The organism is Streptomyces sp. NPDC021225 (assembly GCF_044332865.1).
In the GTDB taxonomy this organism is placed as follows: Bacteria; Actinomycetota; Actinomycetes; order Streptomycetales; family Streptomycetaceae; genus Streptomyces.
Genome location: NZ_JBIRPV010000005.1, coordinates 564,291 through 580,328, shown reverse-complemented (window position 1 = coordinate 580,328; position 16,038 = coordinate 564,291). Strand labels below are relative to the sequence as shown.

Genomic DNA, 16,038 nt, shown 5'->3' with positions numbered 1-16,038 from the left:
ATCGGATCAATCTGTTTGCTGTGTTGGATGGAGCTGATCGAAAGATGGCAGTCAGCAGACGCGGATTCCTGGGCCGGGTGGCAGCGGGCGCGGCCGCCGGGACGACGGCGGGGGTCACCCTCACGGAGCCCGCCGAGGCGGCGGCGCAGCAGGCCGTGACCCTGCGGGGCATGGGGACGGACAAGGAGTGGGAGCGGTTCCTGGCGGCACAGGACCTGGTCTGGAAGCGGATGCCGCGCACCTGGTACGAGGGGCCCTTCCTCGGCAACGGGCTGTTCGGCTCGATCGTCTACCAGGAGCCGGGCGAGAACGCCCTGCGCTTCACGGTCCACCACAGCGAGTCCCAGGATCACCGCCCCGACCAGGGCGGCAGCGACTGGGGCGTGGCGCGGCTGCCGGTCGGCAATCTGCTGCTGCGCCCGGTCGGCGCCATCACCGGCGTCGATCTGCGCCTGGACCTGTGGAACGCCGAGGTGCGCGGCACGATCACGACCGACAAGGGCACGCTGGAGCTGCGCGCCCTGGTGCACAACGACCGGACGATGCTGCTGGCCACCGTGGAGGCGAGCGAGGGCGAGGAGGGCTTCCACTGGGAGTACCGCCCCTCCCCCGCGATCAGCCCTCGCATCGTCCGCGAGAACCCGCCGGCGGGCTTCGAGCCGAACCCGGCCCCGGTCAGCCGCACCGAGGACGGTCTGGGCATCACCGTGCAGTCGCTGGTCCCGGGCGGGCAGACGGCCAGCGCGTACAAGGAGCGCGCCACGGGCCGGGAGCGCACGTACTACCTGGCGGTCGCCCACTCCTTCCCCGGCACGGACGCGGAGGGCCGGGTGCGGACCACCGTCCGCAAGGCGTCGGCGCTGCCCGTCTCCAGCCTGCTGCGCTCGCACCGCGACTGGTGGCACCGCTTCTACCGCAAGAGCTTCATCTCCGTCCCCGACGGCATGCTCCAGAGCTTCTACTGGATCCAGCTCTACAAGCTGGCCTGCGCGGCCCGTGAGCACGCCCCGGTCATGGCCACCACCGGCCCCTGGGTGGAGCCCACCCCCTGGCCCGGGGTGTGGTGGAACCTCAACGTCCAGCTGGAGTACTGGCCGGTCCACGGCTCCAACCACCTGGAGCTCGACGCGATCCCGCGCACCCTCACCGAGAACACCGATGTGCTGATCAGCGCGCTCAAGCCCGAGTACCGCGCCGACTCGGCCGGGCTGCGCCGCTCCACGGACGCGCAGTGCGAGGACAACGGCTCGGTCCCGGTCCCGGGCGTCGGCGACCCGGAGGTGGGCAATCTGCCCTGGGCGCTGCACAACGTCTGGCTGACCTACCGGCACTCGATGGACCGGGGCCTGCTGGAGGATGTGCTCTACCCGCTGCTGCGCCGCTCCACCAACTACTACCTGCACTTTCTCCAGGAGCAGTCGGACGGGAAGCTGCATCTGCCGAAGACCTTCTCGCCCGAGTACGGGTCGGCCCCGGACTGCAACTACGACCTGGCGCTGCTGCGCTGGAGCTGTACGACGCTGCTGGAGACCGTCGAGCTGCTGGGCAGGGACGACGAGCTGGCCCCGAAGTGGCGCGAGGTGCTGGACAAGCTGGTGGACTACCCGGTGGACGAGAACGGCTTCATGATCGGCACCGGGGTGCCGTTCGCGAAGTCGCACCGCCACTACTCCCACATGCTCTCCGTCTACCCCCTCTACCTGGTCAACTGGGACCAGAAGGAGAACCGCGACCTGATCGCGCGCTCCCTGGAGCACTGGATCAGCTTCGAGGGCGCGCTGCGCGGCTACAGCTTCTCGGGCGCGGCCTCGATCTCCACCCAGATGGGGCGGGGCGACGACGCGCTGAAGTATCTGCGTGAGCTGGTGGCGCGGTTCATCCAGCCGAACACGCACTACTACGAGGCGGGCCCGGTGATCGAGACCCCGCTGTCGGGCGCCCAGTCGATCCACGACATGCTCTGCCAGAGCTGGGGCGACACCATCCGCTTCTTCCCCGGTGTGCCGGGCGAGTGGCGGGATGTCACCCTGCACGACTTCCGCACCCAGGGCGCGTTCCTGGTCAGCGGGGTGCGCAAGGGCGGCAGGACGCGCTGGGTGCGGGTGCGCAGCCTGGCCGGGGAGCCGTGCCGGGTCCGCCACTCGATCGCCGGGCGGGTCACCGTGGCCGGGGTCGGCGGGCCCGCGCCGAAGTGGCGCGAGGTGGCCGACGGCGTGATCGAGCTGGAGCTGCACCGGGACGAGGAGGCGGTGGTGTACCCGGCGGGGTCGCGGCCGGACTTCGAGATCGCGCCCGTGAAGGTCACCAGCCCCGCCGAGCGCTGGGGGCTGCCGACGGTGCCGGAGACGGGCGCGGTGACCCAGGTGGATCTGGTCGGGCACTTCGACAACGACGCCATCACCACCGAGATGTACTACGGGGACGGCGACTTCGACGGCACCGGGCGGACATATCCGATGGCCCAGCTGCCGCAGACCGCGCAGACGGAGGACGACGGGGTCTCCTTCTCGTTCACCAACGGCAGCGAGGGCTCCGACAACAACGTCATCGCGGCCGGCCAGAAGGTCTCCGTCCCGGTCGGCTCGTACGCGAAGCTGCACGTACTGGGCTCCGGCGACACGGCGGACGTCACCGTCCCCGCCGAGCTCGGCTACGCGGACGGCTCGACCACAAAGGTGAACGTGCAGCTCACGGCCTGGCTGTCGGGCCCGAAGTACGGCGAGACGGAGGCGGTGCGCACCAGCCAGATCCACACCCGCACCGGCCCGCTCGGCACCAAGGCGGCGATCTTCCACCAGAAGGTGGCGCTCGACCCGGCCAAGGAGCTGTCCTCCATCACCCTCGGCGCCCCCTCGGGCACCGCGAGGGCGCACATTTTCGCGCTCTCGCTGGAGAAGAGCGGCTGACAGCCGACCTTCCTTCCACGACGCGGCGGCCGTCCCATCCGGGGCGGCCGCCGCCGCTCATGTGTGCCACCGGGGTGACAATTGAGTGAATTTGTTGGCACGCAGTGTCTTGCGACCTGACACGGAGTGCCATACGGTGATGTTGTCCGGGCTGTCCCCGCACGCCCGCCGTGCGCGCCCGGACCGCCTGCGTCACCAGGCACCCTCCGCGCCAACCGCGCACCGCTCAGAAGCACCGCTCAACAGCAGCACCGCTCAACAGCAGCACCGCTCAGCAGCACCTCCGCCGGACCGACGGCACCAGCAGCAACCGTCATGAGCCCAGCGTTCCCTCAAGCGTCCCCCGACGCTTCGCCGGAGGCACCGATGAACGAAATCCTGGACGCGATCCTGGCGTCGACAGCGTCCGAGCACGGCTCCCCCGCACTGGGGCCCGAGGACTTCGCGGCCCTGCCCGTCCCCGAGTCGTATCGCGCGGTGACCGTGCACAAGGACGAGGCCGAGATGTTCGCCGGCCAGACCACCAAGGAGAAGGACCCCCGCAAGTCCCTGCACGTGGACGAGGTGCCGGTGCCCGAGCTCGGCCCCGGCGAGGCGCTCGTGGCCGTCATGGCCAGCTCGGTGAACTACAACTCCGTCTGGACCTCGATCTTCGAGCCGCTGCCGACCTTCGGCTTCCTGGAGCGGTACGGCAGGCTCTCCCCGCTCGCCAAGCGGCACGACCTGCCGTACCACATCATCGGCTCCGACCTCGCGGGCGTCGTGCTGCGCACCGGTCCGGGCGTCAACATCTGGCGGCCGGGCGACGAGGTCGTCGCGCACTGCCTGTCCGTCGAGCTGGAGTCGGCCGACGGCCACAACGACACCATGCTCGACCCCGAGCAGCGCATCTGGGGCTTCGAGACCAACTTCGGCGGCCTCGCCGAGCTCGCCCTGGTCAAGTCCAACCAGCTGATGCCCAAGCCCAACCATCTGAGCTGGGAGGAGGCGGCCGCCCCCGGCCTGGTCAACTCAACCGCGTACCGGCAGCTGGTCTCCCGCAACGGCGCCGGGATGAAGCAGGGCGACAACGTCCTGATCTGGGGCGCCAGCGGCGGGCTCGGCAGCTACGCCACCCAGTTCGCCCTGGCCGGCGGCGCCACCCCGATCTGTGTGGTCTCCTCGCCCCGCAAGGCCGAGATCTGCCGGGCCATGGGCGCCGAGGCGATCATCGACCGCAGCGCGGAGGACTACCGCTTCTGGAAGGACGAGCACACCCAGGACCCGAAGGAGTGGAAGCGGTTCGGCAAGCGCATCCGCGAGCTGACCGGCGGCGAGGACGTGGACATCGTCTTCGAGCACCCGGGCCGGGAGACCTTCGGCGCCTCGGTGTACGTCACCCGCAAGGGCGGCACCATCGTCACCTGCGCGTCCACGTCCGGCTACACGCACGAGTACGACAACCGCTATCTGTGGATGTCGCTCAAGCGCATCGTCGGCTCCCACTTCGCCAACTACCGCGAGGCATGGGAGGCCAACCGCCTGATCGCCAAGGGCAGGATCCACCCGACCCTCTCCAAGGTCTACTCCCTGGAGGACACGGGCCAGGCCGCCTACGACGTGCACCGCAACCTCCACCAGGGCAAGGTCGGCGTGCTGGCGCTGGCCCCGCAGGAGGGCCTGGGCGTGCGCGACCTCGAACTGCGCGAGCGCCACCTCGACGCCATCAACATCTTCCGGGACGCGGCGTGACGGCCCGCGAGGAGCGGGGCAGCGAAGAGCGGAGGAAAAAGGACCGGCCCTGGCTGATGCGGACCTACGCCGGGCACTCCTCCGCCGAGGCCTCCAACGCGCTCTACCGGAGCAACCTCGCCAAGGGCCAGACCGGCCTGTCCGTCGCCTTCGACCTGCCCACCCAGACCGGCTACGACCCGGACCACGTCCTGGCGCGCGGCGAGGTGGGCCGGGTCGGCGTCCCCGTCTGCCACCTCGGTGACATGCGGCGGCTGTTCCAGGACATCCCGCTGGACCGGATGAACACCTCCATGACCATCAACGCCACCGCCATGTGGCTGCTGGCGCTCTACCAGGTGGTCGCGGAGGAGCAGGGCGCGGACGTGGCCGCGCTCCAGGGCACCACGCAGAACGACATCGTCAAGGAGTACCTGTCGCGCGGGACGCATGTCTTCCCGCCGGGGCCGAGCCTGCGGCTGACCACCGACATGATCGCGTACACGGTCGGCGCCATCCCCAAGTGGAACCCGATCAACATCTGTAGCTACCACCTCCAGGAGGCCGGGGCGACCCCGGTGCAGGAGATCGCCTACGCGATGTCCACCGCGATCGCCGTGCTGGACGCCGTCCGGGCCTCCGGGCAGGTGCCCCAGGAGCGCTTCGGCGATGTGGTGGCCCGGATCTCCTTCTTCGTGAACGCGGGCGTCCGGTTCATCGAGGAGATGTGCAAGATGCGCGCCTTCGGCCGCATCTGGGACCGGATCACCCTGGAGCGCTACGGCGTCCAGGACTCCAAGCACCGCCGCTTCCGCTACGGCGTCCAGGTCAACTCGCTGGGGCTGACCGAGGCCCAGCCGGAGAACAACGTCCAGCGCATCGTGCTGGAGATGCTGGCGGTCACCCTCTCCAAGGACGCCCGCGCCCGCGCCGTACAGCTCCCGGCCTGGAACGAGGCGCTCGGGCTGCCGCGCCCCTGGGACCAGCAGTGGTCGCTGCGCATCCAGCAGGTCCTCGCCCACGAGAGCGACCTGCTGGAGTACGGCGACATCTTCGCCGGGTCGCATGTGATCGAGGCCGAGGTGGACGCCCTCGTCGAGGCCGCGCTGGCCGAGATCGAGCGGATCCAGGAGATGGGCGGGGCCATGGCCGCCGTCGAGTCCGGCTATCTCAAGGCGCAGCTGGTCGCCTCGCACGCCGAGCGCAGGGCGCGTATCGAGGCGGGTGAGGACAAGATCGTCGGCGTCAACTGCTACGAGTCCACCGAGCCCAATCCGCTCACCGCCGACCTGGACACCGCGATCATGACGGTGGACCCGGCGAACGAGGCGCGGGTGGTCCGTGCACTGGTCGACTGGCGCGACCGGCGCGAGGAGGGCCGGGCCCAGGACGCCCTGGCCGCGCTCAGGAAGGCCGCGGCGGGCAGCGACAACCTCATGGCCGCGACCCTGGAGTGCGCCCGCGCGGGCGTCACCACGGGCGAGTGGGCCTGGGCGCTGCGGGAGGTGTTCGGTGAGTACCGCGCCCCGACCGGGGTCGGCGGGGCGCCCGTGGCGGTCGCCGCCGAGGCGGGCACCCCGCTCGCCGCCGTGCGTACGAGGGCCGCGGCGACCGCCGCCGACCTCGGCGTCGGCAAGCTGCGGCTGCTGGTCGGCAAGCCCGGCCTGGACGGGCACAGCAACGGCGCCGAGCAGATCGCCGTACGGGCCCGGGACGCCGGCTTCGAGGTGATCTACCAGGGGATCAGGCTCACCCCCGAGCAGATCGTCTCGGCGGCTGTCGCCGAGGACGTGCACTGCGTCGGTCTTTCCATACTCTCCGGCTCGCACGCCGAGCTGGTGCCGGAGGTGCTGGCCCGGCTGCGCACGGCCGGGGCGCCGGACATCCCGGTGATCGTCGGCGGGATCATCCCGGCCGCGGACGCCCTCGCGCTGCGCGAGGCCGGAGTGGCTGCCGTCTTCACCCCCAAGGACTTCGGTATCACAGAGATCATCGGCCGTATCGTCGATGAGATCCGCACCGCGAACCAGCTCGACCCCCTGGAGGTCCCCGTATGACCGCGCACCCGTCGCCTGTGAACCGTCTGCGTCCGCGCCGCTCCTGCCTCGCCGTGCCCGGCAGCAACCCGCGCTTCCTGGAGAAGGCCCAGGGCCTGGCCGCCGACCAGGTCTTCCTGGACCTGGAGGACGCGTGCGCGCCGCTGGCCAAGCCCGGAGCGCGGCATACCATCGTCAAGTACCTCAACGAGGGCGACTGGACGGGCAAGACGCGGGTCGTGCGCGTCAACGACTGGACGACCGAGTGGACGTACCGCGACGTGGTGACGGTGGTGGAGGGGGCGGGCCCGAACCTCGACTGCATCATGCTGCCGAAGGTGCAGAACGCCCAGCAGGTCGTCGCGCTCGACCTGCTGCTGACGCAGATCGAGAAGACGATGGGGTTCGAGGTCGGCCGGATCGGCATCGAGGCGCAGATCGAGAACGCCCAGGGCCTGAACAACGTCAACGAGATCGCGCAGGCCTCCCCGCGCATCGAGACGATCATCTTCGGCCCGGCCGACTTCATGGCGTCGATCAATATGAAGTCGCTGGTCGTGGGCGAGCAGCCGCCCGGCTACCCGGCCGACGCCTACCACTACATCCTCATGAAGATCCTGATGGCCGCGCGCGCCAACGACCTCCAGGCGATCGACGGGCCGTATCTCCAGATCAAGAACGTGGACGGCTTCCGCGAGGTCGCCGGCCGCGCCGCCGCGCTGGGCTTCGACGGCAAGTGGGTGCTGCACCCGGGCCAGGTCGAGGCCGCCAATGAGGTCTTCTCGCCCGCGCAGGAGGACTACGACCACGCCGAGCTGATCCTGGACGCGTACGAGTACTACACGTCGGAGGCGGGCGGCAAGAAGGGCTCGGCGATGCTCGGCGACGAGATGATCGACGAGGCCAGCCGCAAGATGGCGCTGGTGATCGCCGGCAAGGGCCGGGCCGCCGGCATGACCCGGACGTCCCGCTTCGAAGCCCCGGAGGGGTGAGCAGATGCAGTTCGGCCGCACGTATGAGGAGTTCTCGGTGGGCGATGTCTACCGGCACTGGCCGGGGAAGACCGTCACCGAGTACGACGACCACCTCTTCTGTCTGCTGACCATGAACCACCACCCGCTCCACCTGGACGCCAACTACGCCGAGAAGACCACCGACTTCGGGAAGAACGTGGTGGTCGGGAACTACATCTACTCGCTGCTGCTCGGCATGTCCGTGCCGGATGTCTCCGGCAAGGCCATCGCCAATCTGGAGGTCGAGTCGCTGCGCCACGTGGCGCCCACCTTCCACGGCGACACGATCTACGGCGAGACCACGGTGCTCGGCAAGACCCCGTCGAAGTCCAAGCCCGACCGGGGCGTGGTCCATGTGGAGACCAAGGGCTACAAACAGGATGGCACGCTCGTCTGCGTCTTCCGGCGCAAGGTGATGGTGCCGACGGCGACGTACATCAAGGAGCGGGGCGGCGAGCAGCCCGGCCGCCCGCCCGTCTCCGAGCTGGGAGAGGACTGAGATGAGCCGCCTCGCGCAGACCGACGGCCTGACGGACGTCCAGCAGGAGATCCTGGCCACCGTCAGGGACTTCGTCGACAAAGAGATCCTCCCGGTCGCGACCGAGCTGGAACACCGCGACGAGTACCCGGCCCGGATCGTCGAGGGCCTCAAGGAGCTCGGTGTCTTCGGGCTGATGATCCCCGAGGAGTACGGGGGGCTCGGCGAGTCGCTGCTGACCTACGCGCTGTGTGTGGAGGAGATCGCCCGCGGCTGGATGAGCGTGTCGGGGATCATCAACACCCACTTCATCGTCGCGTACATGCTCAAGCAGCACGGCACCGAGGAGCAGAGGGAGTACTTCCTGCCCAAGATGGCGCTGGGCGAGATCCGAGGCGCCTTCTCGATGTCGGAGCCCGGGCTCGGCTCGGATGTGTCCGCGATCACCACCAAGGGTGTCCGGGACGGCGACGACTATCTGCTCACCGGCCAGAAGATGTGGCTGACCAACGGCGGCACCTCCACGGTGGTGGCGGTGCTGTGCCGGACGGACGAGTCGGGTGAGGCGGACGGCGAGGTCCCCCCGCACCGGTCCATGACCACCTTCCTGGTGGAGAAGGAGCCGGGCTTCGGCGAGGTCCGGCCCGGGCTCACCATCCCCGGCAAGATCGAGAAGATGGGCTACAAGGGCGTCGACACCACCGAGCTCATTCTGGACGGACTGCGCATTCCGGCGGATCGCGTCCTCGGCGGCGCGACCGGCCGGGGTTTTTACCAAATGATGGACGGAGTGGAGGTCGGCCGGGTCAACGTGGCCGCCCGCGGCTGTGGCGTGGCACGTCGCGCCTTCGAGCTCGGCGTCGCCTACGCACAGCAACGGCACACCTTCGGCAAACCCATCGCGCAGCACCAGGCCATCCAGTTCAAACTGGCAGAAATGGCCACAAAGGTCGAAGCGGCTCATGCGATGATGGTCAACGCGGCCCGCAAGAAGGACTCGGGCCGGCGCAATGACCTGGAGGCCGGGATGGCCAAATATCTGGCCTCGGAGTACTGCAAGGAGGTCGTGGAGGACGCCTTCCGCATCCATGGCGGCTACGGCTTCTCCAAGGAGTATGAGATCGAGCGCCTGTATCGCGAGGCCCCCATGCTGCTCATCGGCGAAGGGACCGCCGAGATTCAGAAAATGATTATCGGACGAAGGCTCCTGGAGGAGTACCGCATCCAGGGCTGAATATCCCTTTTGGTGCGGTATCGCGGTGGTAGCCGCGAGAAGAAGATCACACCACGCCAGGGAGACTTCGGCCATCGACAGGCCCTGGCGCTTGCCCAGTTACCGCTCGCAACCGATACCATCCCGGAAAGCCGCCGTCCCCAAGTGTTATGTCGCGGCACCCTCCGCTACGAAGGTCATCCATGCCCCACAGCCATTCCTCTGCACAACGCGACAGCCTGGCCGGCGTACGCCTCGCGCGCGGAGCGTCGCCGTGGCTCCTCCCGACCGTCGCCACCGCGGCGGTCAGCCTCGCTCGCGCCCGCCGCTCCGGACGCTGGGCGGCGGTCGCCGTGCCCGCCACCGCTCTCGCGGCGGGCATGCTGTGGTTCTTCCGCGACCCCGAGCGAGAGATCGCTCAGGGTCGGGTCATCTCCCCGGCCGACGGCGTGGTGCAGAGCATCATGCCGTGGAAGGACGGGCGCACCCGCGTCGCCATCTTCATGAGCCCGCTGAACGTCCACGTCAACCGCGCCCCTCTGGCCGGCACCGTGACGTCCGTCGAGCACATCCCCGGCGGCTTCGTGCCCGCGTTCAACAAGGAGAGCGAGAACAACGAGCGGGTCGTCTGGCACTTCGACACCGAGCTCGGCGACATCGAGATGGTGCAGATCGCCGGGGCCGTGGCCCGGCGCATCGTGCCGTATGTGCCCCAGGGCACCAAGGTGGAGCAGGGCGAGCGGATCGGTCTGATCCGTTTCGGTTCGCGTGTCGACATCTATCTGCCCGAGGGCATCGATGTCGCGGTCGAGGTCGGCCAGACCACCACAGCGGGGGTGACTCGCCTTGACCGTCACTGATCCCGAAACACAGGCCGCCACCTGGTCCCCCGGGGCCGAGGTGGAAGAGGACGTCGACGAGACGGACGACATGCCGTTGTCGACGCGCCTGTCGATAGCGGACACCCTCACCCTCGGAAACGCGACCTGCGGCTTCCTGGCGGTGTACTTCACCACCACCGGCGTCCTCATCCCGCACCTGACCGGCAGCGAGGACGGCGGCATGACCCGGCACAGCGCCGCCTCCGCGGTGATGCTGATGCTGCTCGCCTCCGTCTTCGACCTCTTCGACGGGCTCGTCGCGCGCAAGCTGCGCAGCTCGGCGATGGGCGCGGAGCTGGACAACCTCTCCGACCTGATCAGCTTCGGGCTGGCCCCCGCGTACTTCGTGGTGGTGTGGGGCATGGTCGCCGACGACGCGTATCAGCGGGTGTCGGCGGTCGCCGCGATCGTGGTGTTGCTGGCGGTGGTGCTACGGCTTGCGCGATTCTCCTGCGTGACCATGCCCAACGGCGTCTTCCAGGGCATGCCGAGTCCCTTCGGCGCGCTGACCGTGGTGTCGGTCGTGCTGCTCGGCCTGCCCTTCGTCCCCACGCTGCTCGCCATCATCGGCGTCGCCTGGCTGATGGTGAGCCGGGTGGAGTACCCCAAGCCCCGCGGGCGGCTCGCGGTCGCCATGCTGAGCTGGATCGTCACCAGCATGGGGCTCCTGGCGGCCTGGGCCTTCGAGGCCCCCGGCGGCGAGCTGCTGCTCCAGACGGCCTGCGCGCTCCAGGTGGTCCTCGGCGCGGTGATCCCCCTCTTCGCCACGGCCCGCCGGGTCAACGCCTTCCGCGACAACCGCCGCGAGTCCCGGGCGGCGCAGCTGCCGTAGCGCGGCGATCAGGCAGACAAAACGGGGTGGGCCCGAGCGATCGCTCGGGCCCACCCCGTTTCCGTGCCGCGTGTCCGCGCCGGCGAGGCGGGACGGGCTACTGGCTCATTCCCCACCCCGCCCCTTCCCCCAACCGGGGCTTCGCCCCAGACCCCGGGTCCAGGGGCGGAGCCCCTGGGTCGGGAAGGGGCGGGTGGGGACAGCCCACTGGTGTGGCCGAAACGGGGTGGCCCGAGCGTTTCGCTCGGGCCACCCCGTTTCCGTGCAAAAAACCGCGACGAGGCGGGACGCGCTCAGGACAGGAAGTCCGCCGCGAGCTGTTCCGCCGCGCGCTCCAGAAGCGGGCCAGCCTCGGCGATACAGCGGGCCGGGTCCGGCTCCAGGGCGGTCAGCGGGTAGGCGCGGCTGATCCCCGCACCGGCGAGCGCCGCCTCCGGCAGCGCGAGACGGCCGCAGACCGCGACCACCTCGACCCCGCGCGCCCGCGCCGCGGCCGCCACTCCCGCCGGGGCCTTGCCGTGCAGGGTCTGCTCGTCGAGTGAGCCCTCGCCGGTGATCACCAGATCGGCGCGTTCGAGCGCCGGGGCGAAGCCGAGCACGTCCAGCATCACCTCGATACCGGGACGGAAGGCCGCGCCGAGGCCGATCAGCGCGCCGTAGCCGATGCCGCCCGCCGCGCCCGCGCCGGGCGCCTGCGCGTACTCCGCGGCCCGCGGCCCCACGGACCGTTCCAGGACCTCCGCGAAGTGGGCGAGCGCGCCGTCCAGGAGCACGACATCGGCCATGGTCGCGCCCTTCTGCGGGCCGTACACCGCCGCCGCGCCCTTCGGCCCGGTCAGCGGATTGTCGACATCGCTGGCCAGGACGATCTCGGTGTCCGCCAGGCGCGGGTCCAGGCCGCTCAGATCCGCCGTGGCGAGATCCCGCAGCGCGCCGCCCCCGGGCCCCACGGGCTCGCCCGCGGCGTCGAGCAGCCGGGCGCCCAGCGCGGCCAGCATGCCCGCGCCGCCGTCGGTGGTCGCGCTGCCGCCGACCCCGAAGACGACGGTACGGGCGCCCGCGTCCAACGCCGCGCGCAGCAGCTCCCCGCTGCCGTACGTGGTCGCGGCCAGCGGCGCGAACAGCCCCTCCGGCAGATGGCGCAGCCCGGACGCCTCGGCCATCTCGACCACCGCCACCTCGCCGCGCAGCGCGTAGGCCGCGGTCACCGGATCGCCCAACGGCCCGGTCACCCGCGCCTCGCGCCGCTCGAACCCGGCCGCGACGGCCGCGTCGACCGTCCCGTCCCCGCCGTCCGCGACGGGCAGCGCCTCGACGCTCACCGCCCCGGCCCCGCCCGCCGCGCCGCGCCGCAGCCCGGCCGTCACATGAGCGGCGACCTGCACGGCCGTCAGCGAGCCCTTGAACTTGTCCGCGGCGATCAGCACCCGCCTCGGCGCTCCCGGCCGTATCCCGTCGCGTGCCTCTGCCTTCGCAGCATCCGCCACCGTCGTCACCCCTCGCTCTCGTCCCCCAGCCTGTCCAGCCACCCCGCGGTGACCCTATCCGGACGGCCTTCCTCCTGCCCAGCGACGCGGTGTCGGCCTGCGGCGGGGCCCCGGCTCGGGTACACCTGACTCATGGCCCTTGGCGGGAGCGCACTCGCGGACCGGATCCTCGGCGGCTGGCTCGGCCGCATCGCCGGGAACATGCTCGGCAAACCGGTCGAGCGGGGCGATCACTGGACCCGTGAGCGCATCGACCGCTATCTGCGCCGCGCGGACGCCCTGCCGCTGACCGACTACGTCCCCGCGCTGGAGCCCCCGCCCGACCCCGTGGAGTTCGAGCTGCGCCCGGAGTGGCAGGAGTGCGTCCGGGGCCGGATCCACGGCAGCTGCCGGGACGACGACGTGGACTACACCCTGCTGGGCCTGCACCTCCTGGAGACCCACGGCTTCGCCTTCACCACCGAGCAGGTCGGCGATCTGTGGCTGCTGCGCCTGCCCTATCTCCAGACCTTCACCGCCGAGCGGGTCGCCTACCGCAATCTCACCGCCGGAGTGAAGCCACCGCTCACCGCCACCCTCGACAACCCCTACCAGGAGTGGATCGGCGCCCTCATCCGCGCCGACATCCACGGCTGGGTCAACCCCGGCGACCCGCGCGCCGCCGCCGCGATGGCCCGGCGCGACGCCGTGCTGTCGCACACCGGAAACGGGGTGTACGGGGCGATGTGGGCGGCCGCGCTGATCGCCGCCGCGTTCACGGCCGACGGGCCGCGCGAGGCGATCGAGGCCGCGCTGGTGCGGATCCCGCCGCGCTGCCGCCTGGCCCGTACGGTCCGCAAGGTGGCCGCCCTGTACGAGGCGGGGGTGGCCTGGGCGGACACGCTGGACCAGCTGGAGCGGGAGACCAGCGGGCTGCACTGGATCCACATCGTGCCCAACGCCGCCGTCATCACGGCCGGACTGCTCTACGGAGAGGGTGACTTCACCACGACCATCGCCCTCACCGTGCGCGGCGGCCTGGACACCGACTCCAACGGCGCGACCGCCGGGTCGGCCGCCGGTGTCCTGTGCGGCGCGGCGGCCATCCCGCCGCAGTGGACCGAGCCGCTGCGGGACCGGGTGCGCAGCGCGGTGTTCGGCTTCGACGGGTCGCGGATCAGCGACCTGGCGGCGCGTACGCACCGGCTGGCGATGGCGGGGGCGCGGGTGGCCGGTGGGCTGAGCGGGGGTGCCACGGCAGGCGCGTGATCGGTCCGCGCCGGCCGCGGGTCAGCGCCGGCCCCGGGTCAGCGGCCCAGGGGTCAGCGCCCCAGGCCTCCCGCACAGGCCGAGCCGACGTAGCCCTTGCGGCCCCGGTAGTTCACCGCGACCCAGTACTTGTCCTTGGCCTCACCCTGCGCGCACCGGTAGCTCTTGCCCACCGTCTCACCGCACCTGTCCCACACGCGCAGACGCTTGCCGCGGTAGGTCTTGATCAGCCCTCCCCTGGGGTTCTTGGTCTTCCGCACGTTGTAGTAACCGCGGCGCCGGTCCACGTAGAGATAGCAGGTCACCGCGGACCCCCGGGATTCGTTGGGCGCCGCGGACTCGTAGGGGGCCGCGGACACGCTGGAAGCCGCGGACACGCCGGGAGCGGCGGACACGGCGTGGGCAGGCACACTCGTGCCGCCCATCAGCAGTACGGCACCGATCCCCGCGGTGGCCAGAGAATGACGAAGACGCATTGAGTTACTCCCCATCCGAAGCATTCGCTTCCCGAACGGACACGACTGGGCGCCTCAGCGCCCGTCGGGCCCATGAACGCTTCTCAGGATGGCGAGAGCGACCGCACCCGGCGTTGTCAATCCCGGCACGGTTGTTGACGATTCGCGCGCGATGTCCCGACCGCTACTCCGTGTCCCAGGGGCTGCCCAGCCAGCCCTCGTGGCTGTCGAGCACCGCGAGGAGCGAGGCGGTGACGCGCTCGTCCCACCCGTCCTCCTCCACGTCGAGCTCGAAGTTGTCCCCCGCCCCGCTGTGGAAGTCGAGGACGATCCGGCCCCCCGCGCGCCACTTCGTACGGCGCGGTGTGCGCGCGACGTCGCCGCTGCCCGCGACCAAGCTGCCGGCCACGATGACCAGCTGGACCGGGAAGAGCAGCCACCACACGCCCCACCAGAAGGGCCGCCCCTTGAGCCCGACGACGGGCTGTGCCCCGGCCTGCTGGACGGTCCAGCGGCTGCGGACCCTGCCACCCCTCATGGCCGGTTCGCGGGTGATGAGGGCCAGGGGCTCGCCTTCGGCGCCCAGCACCTCGTACGTGGCGGGGCTGCCCTTGGCCGCCGACTTGGTCACGACCTGGGCGAACACCTCCGTGCGGTGCGCGTCGGCCCAGAGGGTGAAGGCGCGGGCGCCCTGCTTGCGGGCGGCGCGGTACTCGGCGAGGCCACCGCCGGGCGGAAATCGCCGCTCGGGGAAGGCCACGGTCCGAATGGTCCGGCCGCCGGCGCGGTCGGGGCCGTCGGAGACGCGTATCTCCCGGGTGAGACGCCCGTCCTGAGGCGGCGGATCCCCCTTCTTGGCCGACGTCGTCACACTCGTATCGCTCAGCCACACAGACCGCGTCATCCGGAACTCTCCGCCTCCACCGCGCCGATCACATACGGAGCCGGACTCTACCTCTCCGCATAAACGCGCTCGCCTCCGTCCGTTTCTGGTGCGTAGGCTCGCCGCATGAGCACCGAAGCGACACGCCGGCCGCTCGTGGCGATCCTGAGCGGGGCGGGCATCTCCACGGACTCCGGGATCCCCGACTACCGCGGCCCGCAGGGGTTGTGGCGGCGCGATCCGGAAGCCGAGAAGCTGGTGACGTACGAGTACTACATGTCCGACCCCGACATCCGGCGCCGCTCCTGGCAGATGCGGCGGGACAGCCAGGCGCTGCGCGCCGAGCCCAACCGGGCACACGAGGCCGTGGCCCGGCTGGAGCGGTCGGGCACCCCGGTCCGGGTGATCACACAGAACGTGGACGGGCTGCACCAGCTCGCCGGGCTGCCCGCGCGCAAGGTGCTGGAGCTGCACGGCACGGCGCGGGCCGTGGTGTGCACGCGCTGCAAGGCGCGCTCCGAGATGGCGGAGGCCCTGGAGCGGGTGGCGGGCGGCGATCCGGACCCGGCGTGCCTGGCCTGCGGCGGAATCCTGAAGTCGGCCACGGTGATGTTCGGGGAGAGCCTCGACCCGGAGGTGCTGACGGGCGCGGTCGCGGTGGCGAAGGCATGCGAGATCTTCATCGCGGTCGGCACCAGCCTCCAGGTCCAGCCCGCGGCCTCGCTCGCCGGGATGGCCGCCGAGTCGGGCGCCCGGCTGATCATCGTCAACGCCGAGCCCACGCCGTACGACGAGCTCGCGGACGAGCTGATCCGCGAGCCCATCGGCACCGCCCTGCCCGCGCTGCTGGAGCGGATCGCGGCGGAGGGCTGAGGGCTGATGCGAGGGCGCCCGTC

13 protein-coding genes are annotated in these 16,038 nt (G+C 70.8%); 10 read left to right on the top strand and 3 right to left on the bottom strand.

The window, feature by feature from the left end; genetic code table 11:
- The first annotated feature begins 44 nt into the window (after positions 1–44).
- From ACH4S9_RS24705 to pssA, 8 genes are all read left to right on the top strand, one after another.
- The gene (locus ACH4S9_RS24705; protein ID WP_398373863.1) at positions 45–2,906 is read left to right on the top strand and encodes a glycosyl hydrolase family 95 catalytic domain-containing protein; all 2,862 of its coding nucleotides are present in this window, start codon (positions 45–47) and stop codon (positions 2,904–2,906) included.
- Positions 2,907–3,272: 366 nt separating this feature from the next.
- A complete protein-coding gene (gene ccrA, locus ACH4S9_RS24700; RefSeq protein ID WP_398373862.1) occupies positions 3,273–4,637 on the top strand; it encodes a crotonyl-CoA carboxylase/reductase in 1,365 nt (454 codons plus the stop codon).
- Positions 4,634–6,673, top strand: a complete 2,040-nt coding sequence (locus ACH4S9_RS24695) for a protein meaA (RefSeq protein WP_398373861.1) — start codon at positions 4,634–4,636, stop codon at positions 6,671–6,673. Before ccrA ends, ACH4S9_RS24695 begins: the two co-directional genes overlap by 4 nt.
- Positions 6,670–7,644 (top strand): CoA ester lyase, encoded by a 975-nt coding sequence (locus tag ACH4S9_RS24690; RefSeq protein WP_361189081.1) that lies wholly within the window; start codon positions 6,670–6,672, stop codon positions 7,642–7,644. Before ACH4S9_RS24695 ends, ACH4S9_RS24690 begins: the two co-directional genes overlap by 4 nt.
- Positions 7,645–7,648: 4 nt before the next feature.
- A complete protein-coding gene (locus ACH4S9_RS24685; protein WP_311730826.1) occupies positions 7,649–8,164 on the top strand; it encodes a MaoC family dehydratase in 516 nt (171 codons plus the stop codon).
- Between the two features lies 1 nt (position 8,165).
- Positions 8,166–9,377 (top strand): acyl-CoA dehydrogenase family protein, encoded by a 1,212-nt coding sequence (locus ACH4S9_RS24680; protein ID WP_311730827.1) that lies wholly within the window; start codon positions 8,166–8,168, stop codon positions 9,375–9,377.
- Between the two features lie 182 nt (positions 9,378–9,559).
- Positions 9,560–10,216 carry a phosphatidylserine decarboxylase gene (locus tag ACH4S9_RS24675; RefSeq protein WP_398373860.1) on the top strand — a complete coding sequence of 219 codons (657 nt, stop codon included), beginning with the start codon at positions 9,560–9,562 and terminating at the stop codon, positions 10,214–10,216.
- Entirely contained in the window at positions 10,203–11,069 is an 867-nt protein-coding gene (pssA, locus tag ACH4S9_RS24670; RefSeq protein WP_311730829.1) for a CDP-diacylglycerol--serine O-phosphatidyltransferase, read from the top strand. Before ACH4S9_RS24675 ends, pssA begins: the two co-directional genes overlap by 14 nt.
- A 293-nt stretch (positions 11,070–11,362) precedes the next feature.
- Here the strand turns inward: pssA and ACH4S9_RS24665 are convergent, their stop codons facing one another.
- Entirely contained in the window at positions 11,363–12,556 is a 1,194-nt protein-coding gene (locus ACH4S9_RS24665) for a glycerate kinase (protein ID WP_398373859.1), read from the bottom strand.
- Positions 12,557–12,688: 132 nt separating this feature from the next.
- Here ACH4S9_RS24665 and ACH4S9_RS24660 point away from each other — a divergent pair, with 132 nt between their 5' ends.
- Positions 12,689–13,804: an ADP-ribosylglycohydrolase family protein gene (locus ACH4S9_RS24660; RefSeq protein WP_398373858.1), complete on the top strand. Its 1,116-nt coding sequence runs from the start codon at positions 12,689–12,691 to the stop codon at positions 13,802–13,804.
- A 53-nt stretch (positions 13,805–13,857) separates the two neighbouring features.
- Here the strand turns inward: ACH4S9_RS24660 and ACH4S9_RS24655 are convergent, their stop codons facing one another.
- Both ACH4S9_RS24655 and ACH4S9_RS24650 read right to left on the bottom strand, forming a co-directional pair.
- The gene (locus ACH4S9_RS24655) at positions 13,858–14,280 is read right to left on the bottom strand and encodes a hypothetical protein (RefSeq protein WP_311723372.1); all 423 of its coding nucleotides are present in this window, start codon (positions 14,278–14,280) and stop codon (positions 13,858–13,860) included.
- A gap of 163 nt (positions 14,281–14,443) precedes the next feature.
- Complete coding sequence (locus ACH4S9_RS24650; RefSeq protein ID WP_311723373.1) at positions 14,444–15,163, bottom strand: hypothetical protein; 720 nt, start codon at positions 15,161–15,163, stop codon at positions 14,444–14,446.
- 105 nt (positions 15,164–15,268) lie between these two features.
- Here ACH4S9_RS24650 and ACH4S9_RS24645 point away from each other — a divergent pair, with 105 nt between their 5' ends.
- Positions 15,269–16,015 carry an SIR2 family NAD-dependent protein deacylase gene (locus tag ACH4S9_RS24645; protein WP_398373857.1) on the top strand — a complete coding sequence of 249 codons (747 nt, stop codon included), beginning with the start codon at positions 15,269–15,271 and terminating at the stop codon, positions 16,013–16,015.
- Positions 16,016–16,038 lie beyond the last annotated feature (23 nt).

Bases quoted from the DNA above. Each gene is read 5' to 3' on its own strand.
- ACH4S9_RS24705 (WP_398373863.1), top strand. From the start codon at position 45: ATGGCAGTCAGCAGACGCGGATTCCTGGGCCGGGTGGCAGCGGGCGCG.
- ccrA (WP_398373862.1), top strand. From the start codon at position 3,273: ATGAACGAAATCCTGGACGCGATCCTGGCGTCGACAGCGTCCGAGCAC.
- ACH4S9_RS24690 (WP_361189081.1), top strand. From the start codon at position 6,670: ATGACCGCGCACCCGTCGCCTGTGAACCGTCTGCGTCCGCGCCGCTCC.
- ACH4S9_RS24685 (WP_311730826.1), top strand. From the start codon at position 7,649: ATGCAGTTCGGCCGCACGTATGAGGAGTTCTCGGTGGGCGATGTCTAC.
- ACH4S9_RS24680 (WP_311730827.1), top strand. From the start codon at position 8,166: ATGAGCCGCCTCGCGCAGACCGACGGCCTGACGGACGTCCAGCAGGAG.
- ACH4S9_RS24675 (WP_398373860.1), top strand. From the start codon at position 9,560: ATGCCCCACAGCCATTCCTCTGCACAACGCGACAGCCTGGCCGGCGTA.
- ACH4S9_RS24660 (WP_398373858.1), top strand. From the start codon at position 12,689: ATGGCCCTTGGCGGGAGCGCACTCGCGGACCGGATCCTCGGCGGCTGG.
- ACH4S9_RS24655 (WP_311723372.1), bottom strand. From the start codon at position 14,280: ATGCGTCTTCGTCATTCTCTGGCCACCGCGGGGATCGGTGCCGTACTG.
- ACH4S9_RS24650 (WP_311723373.1), bottom strand. From the start codon at position 15,163: ATGACGCGGTCTGTGTGGCTGAGCGATACGAGTGTGACGACGTCGGCC.
- ACH4S9_RS24645 (WP_398373857.1), top strand. From the start codon at position 15,269: ATGAGCACCGAAGCGACACGCCGGCCGCTCGTGGCGATCCTGAGCGGG.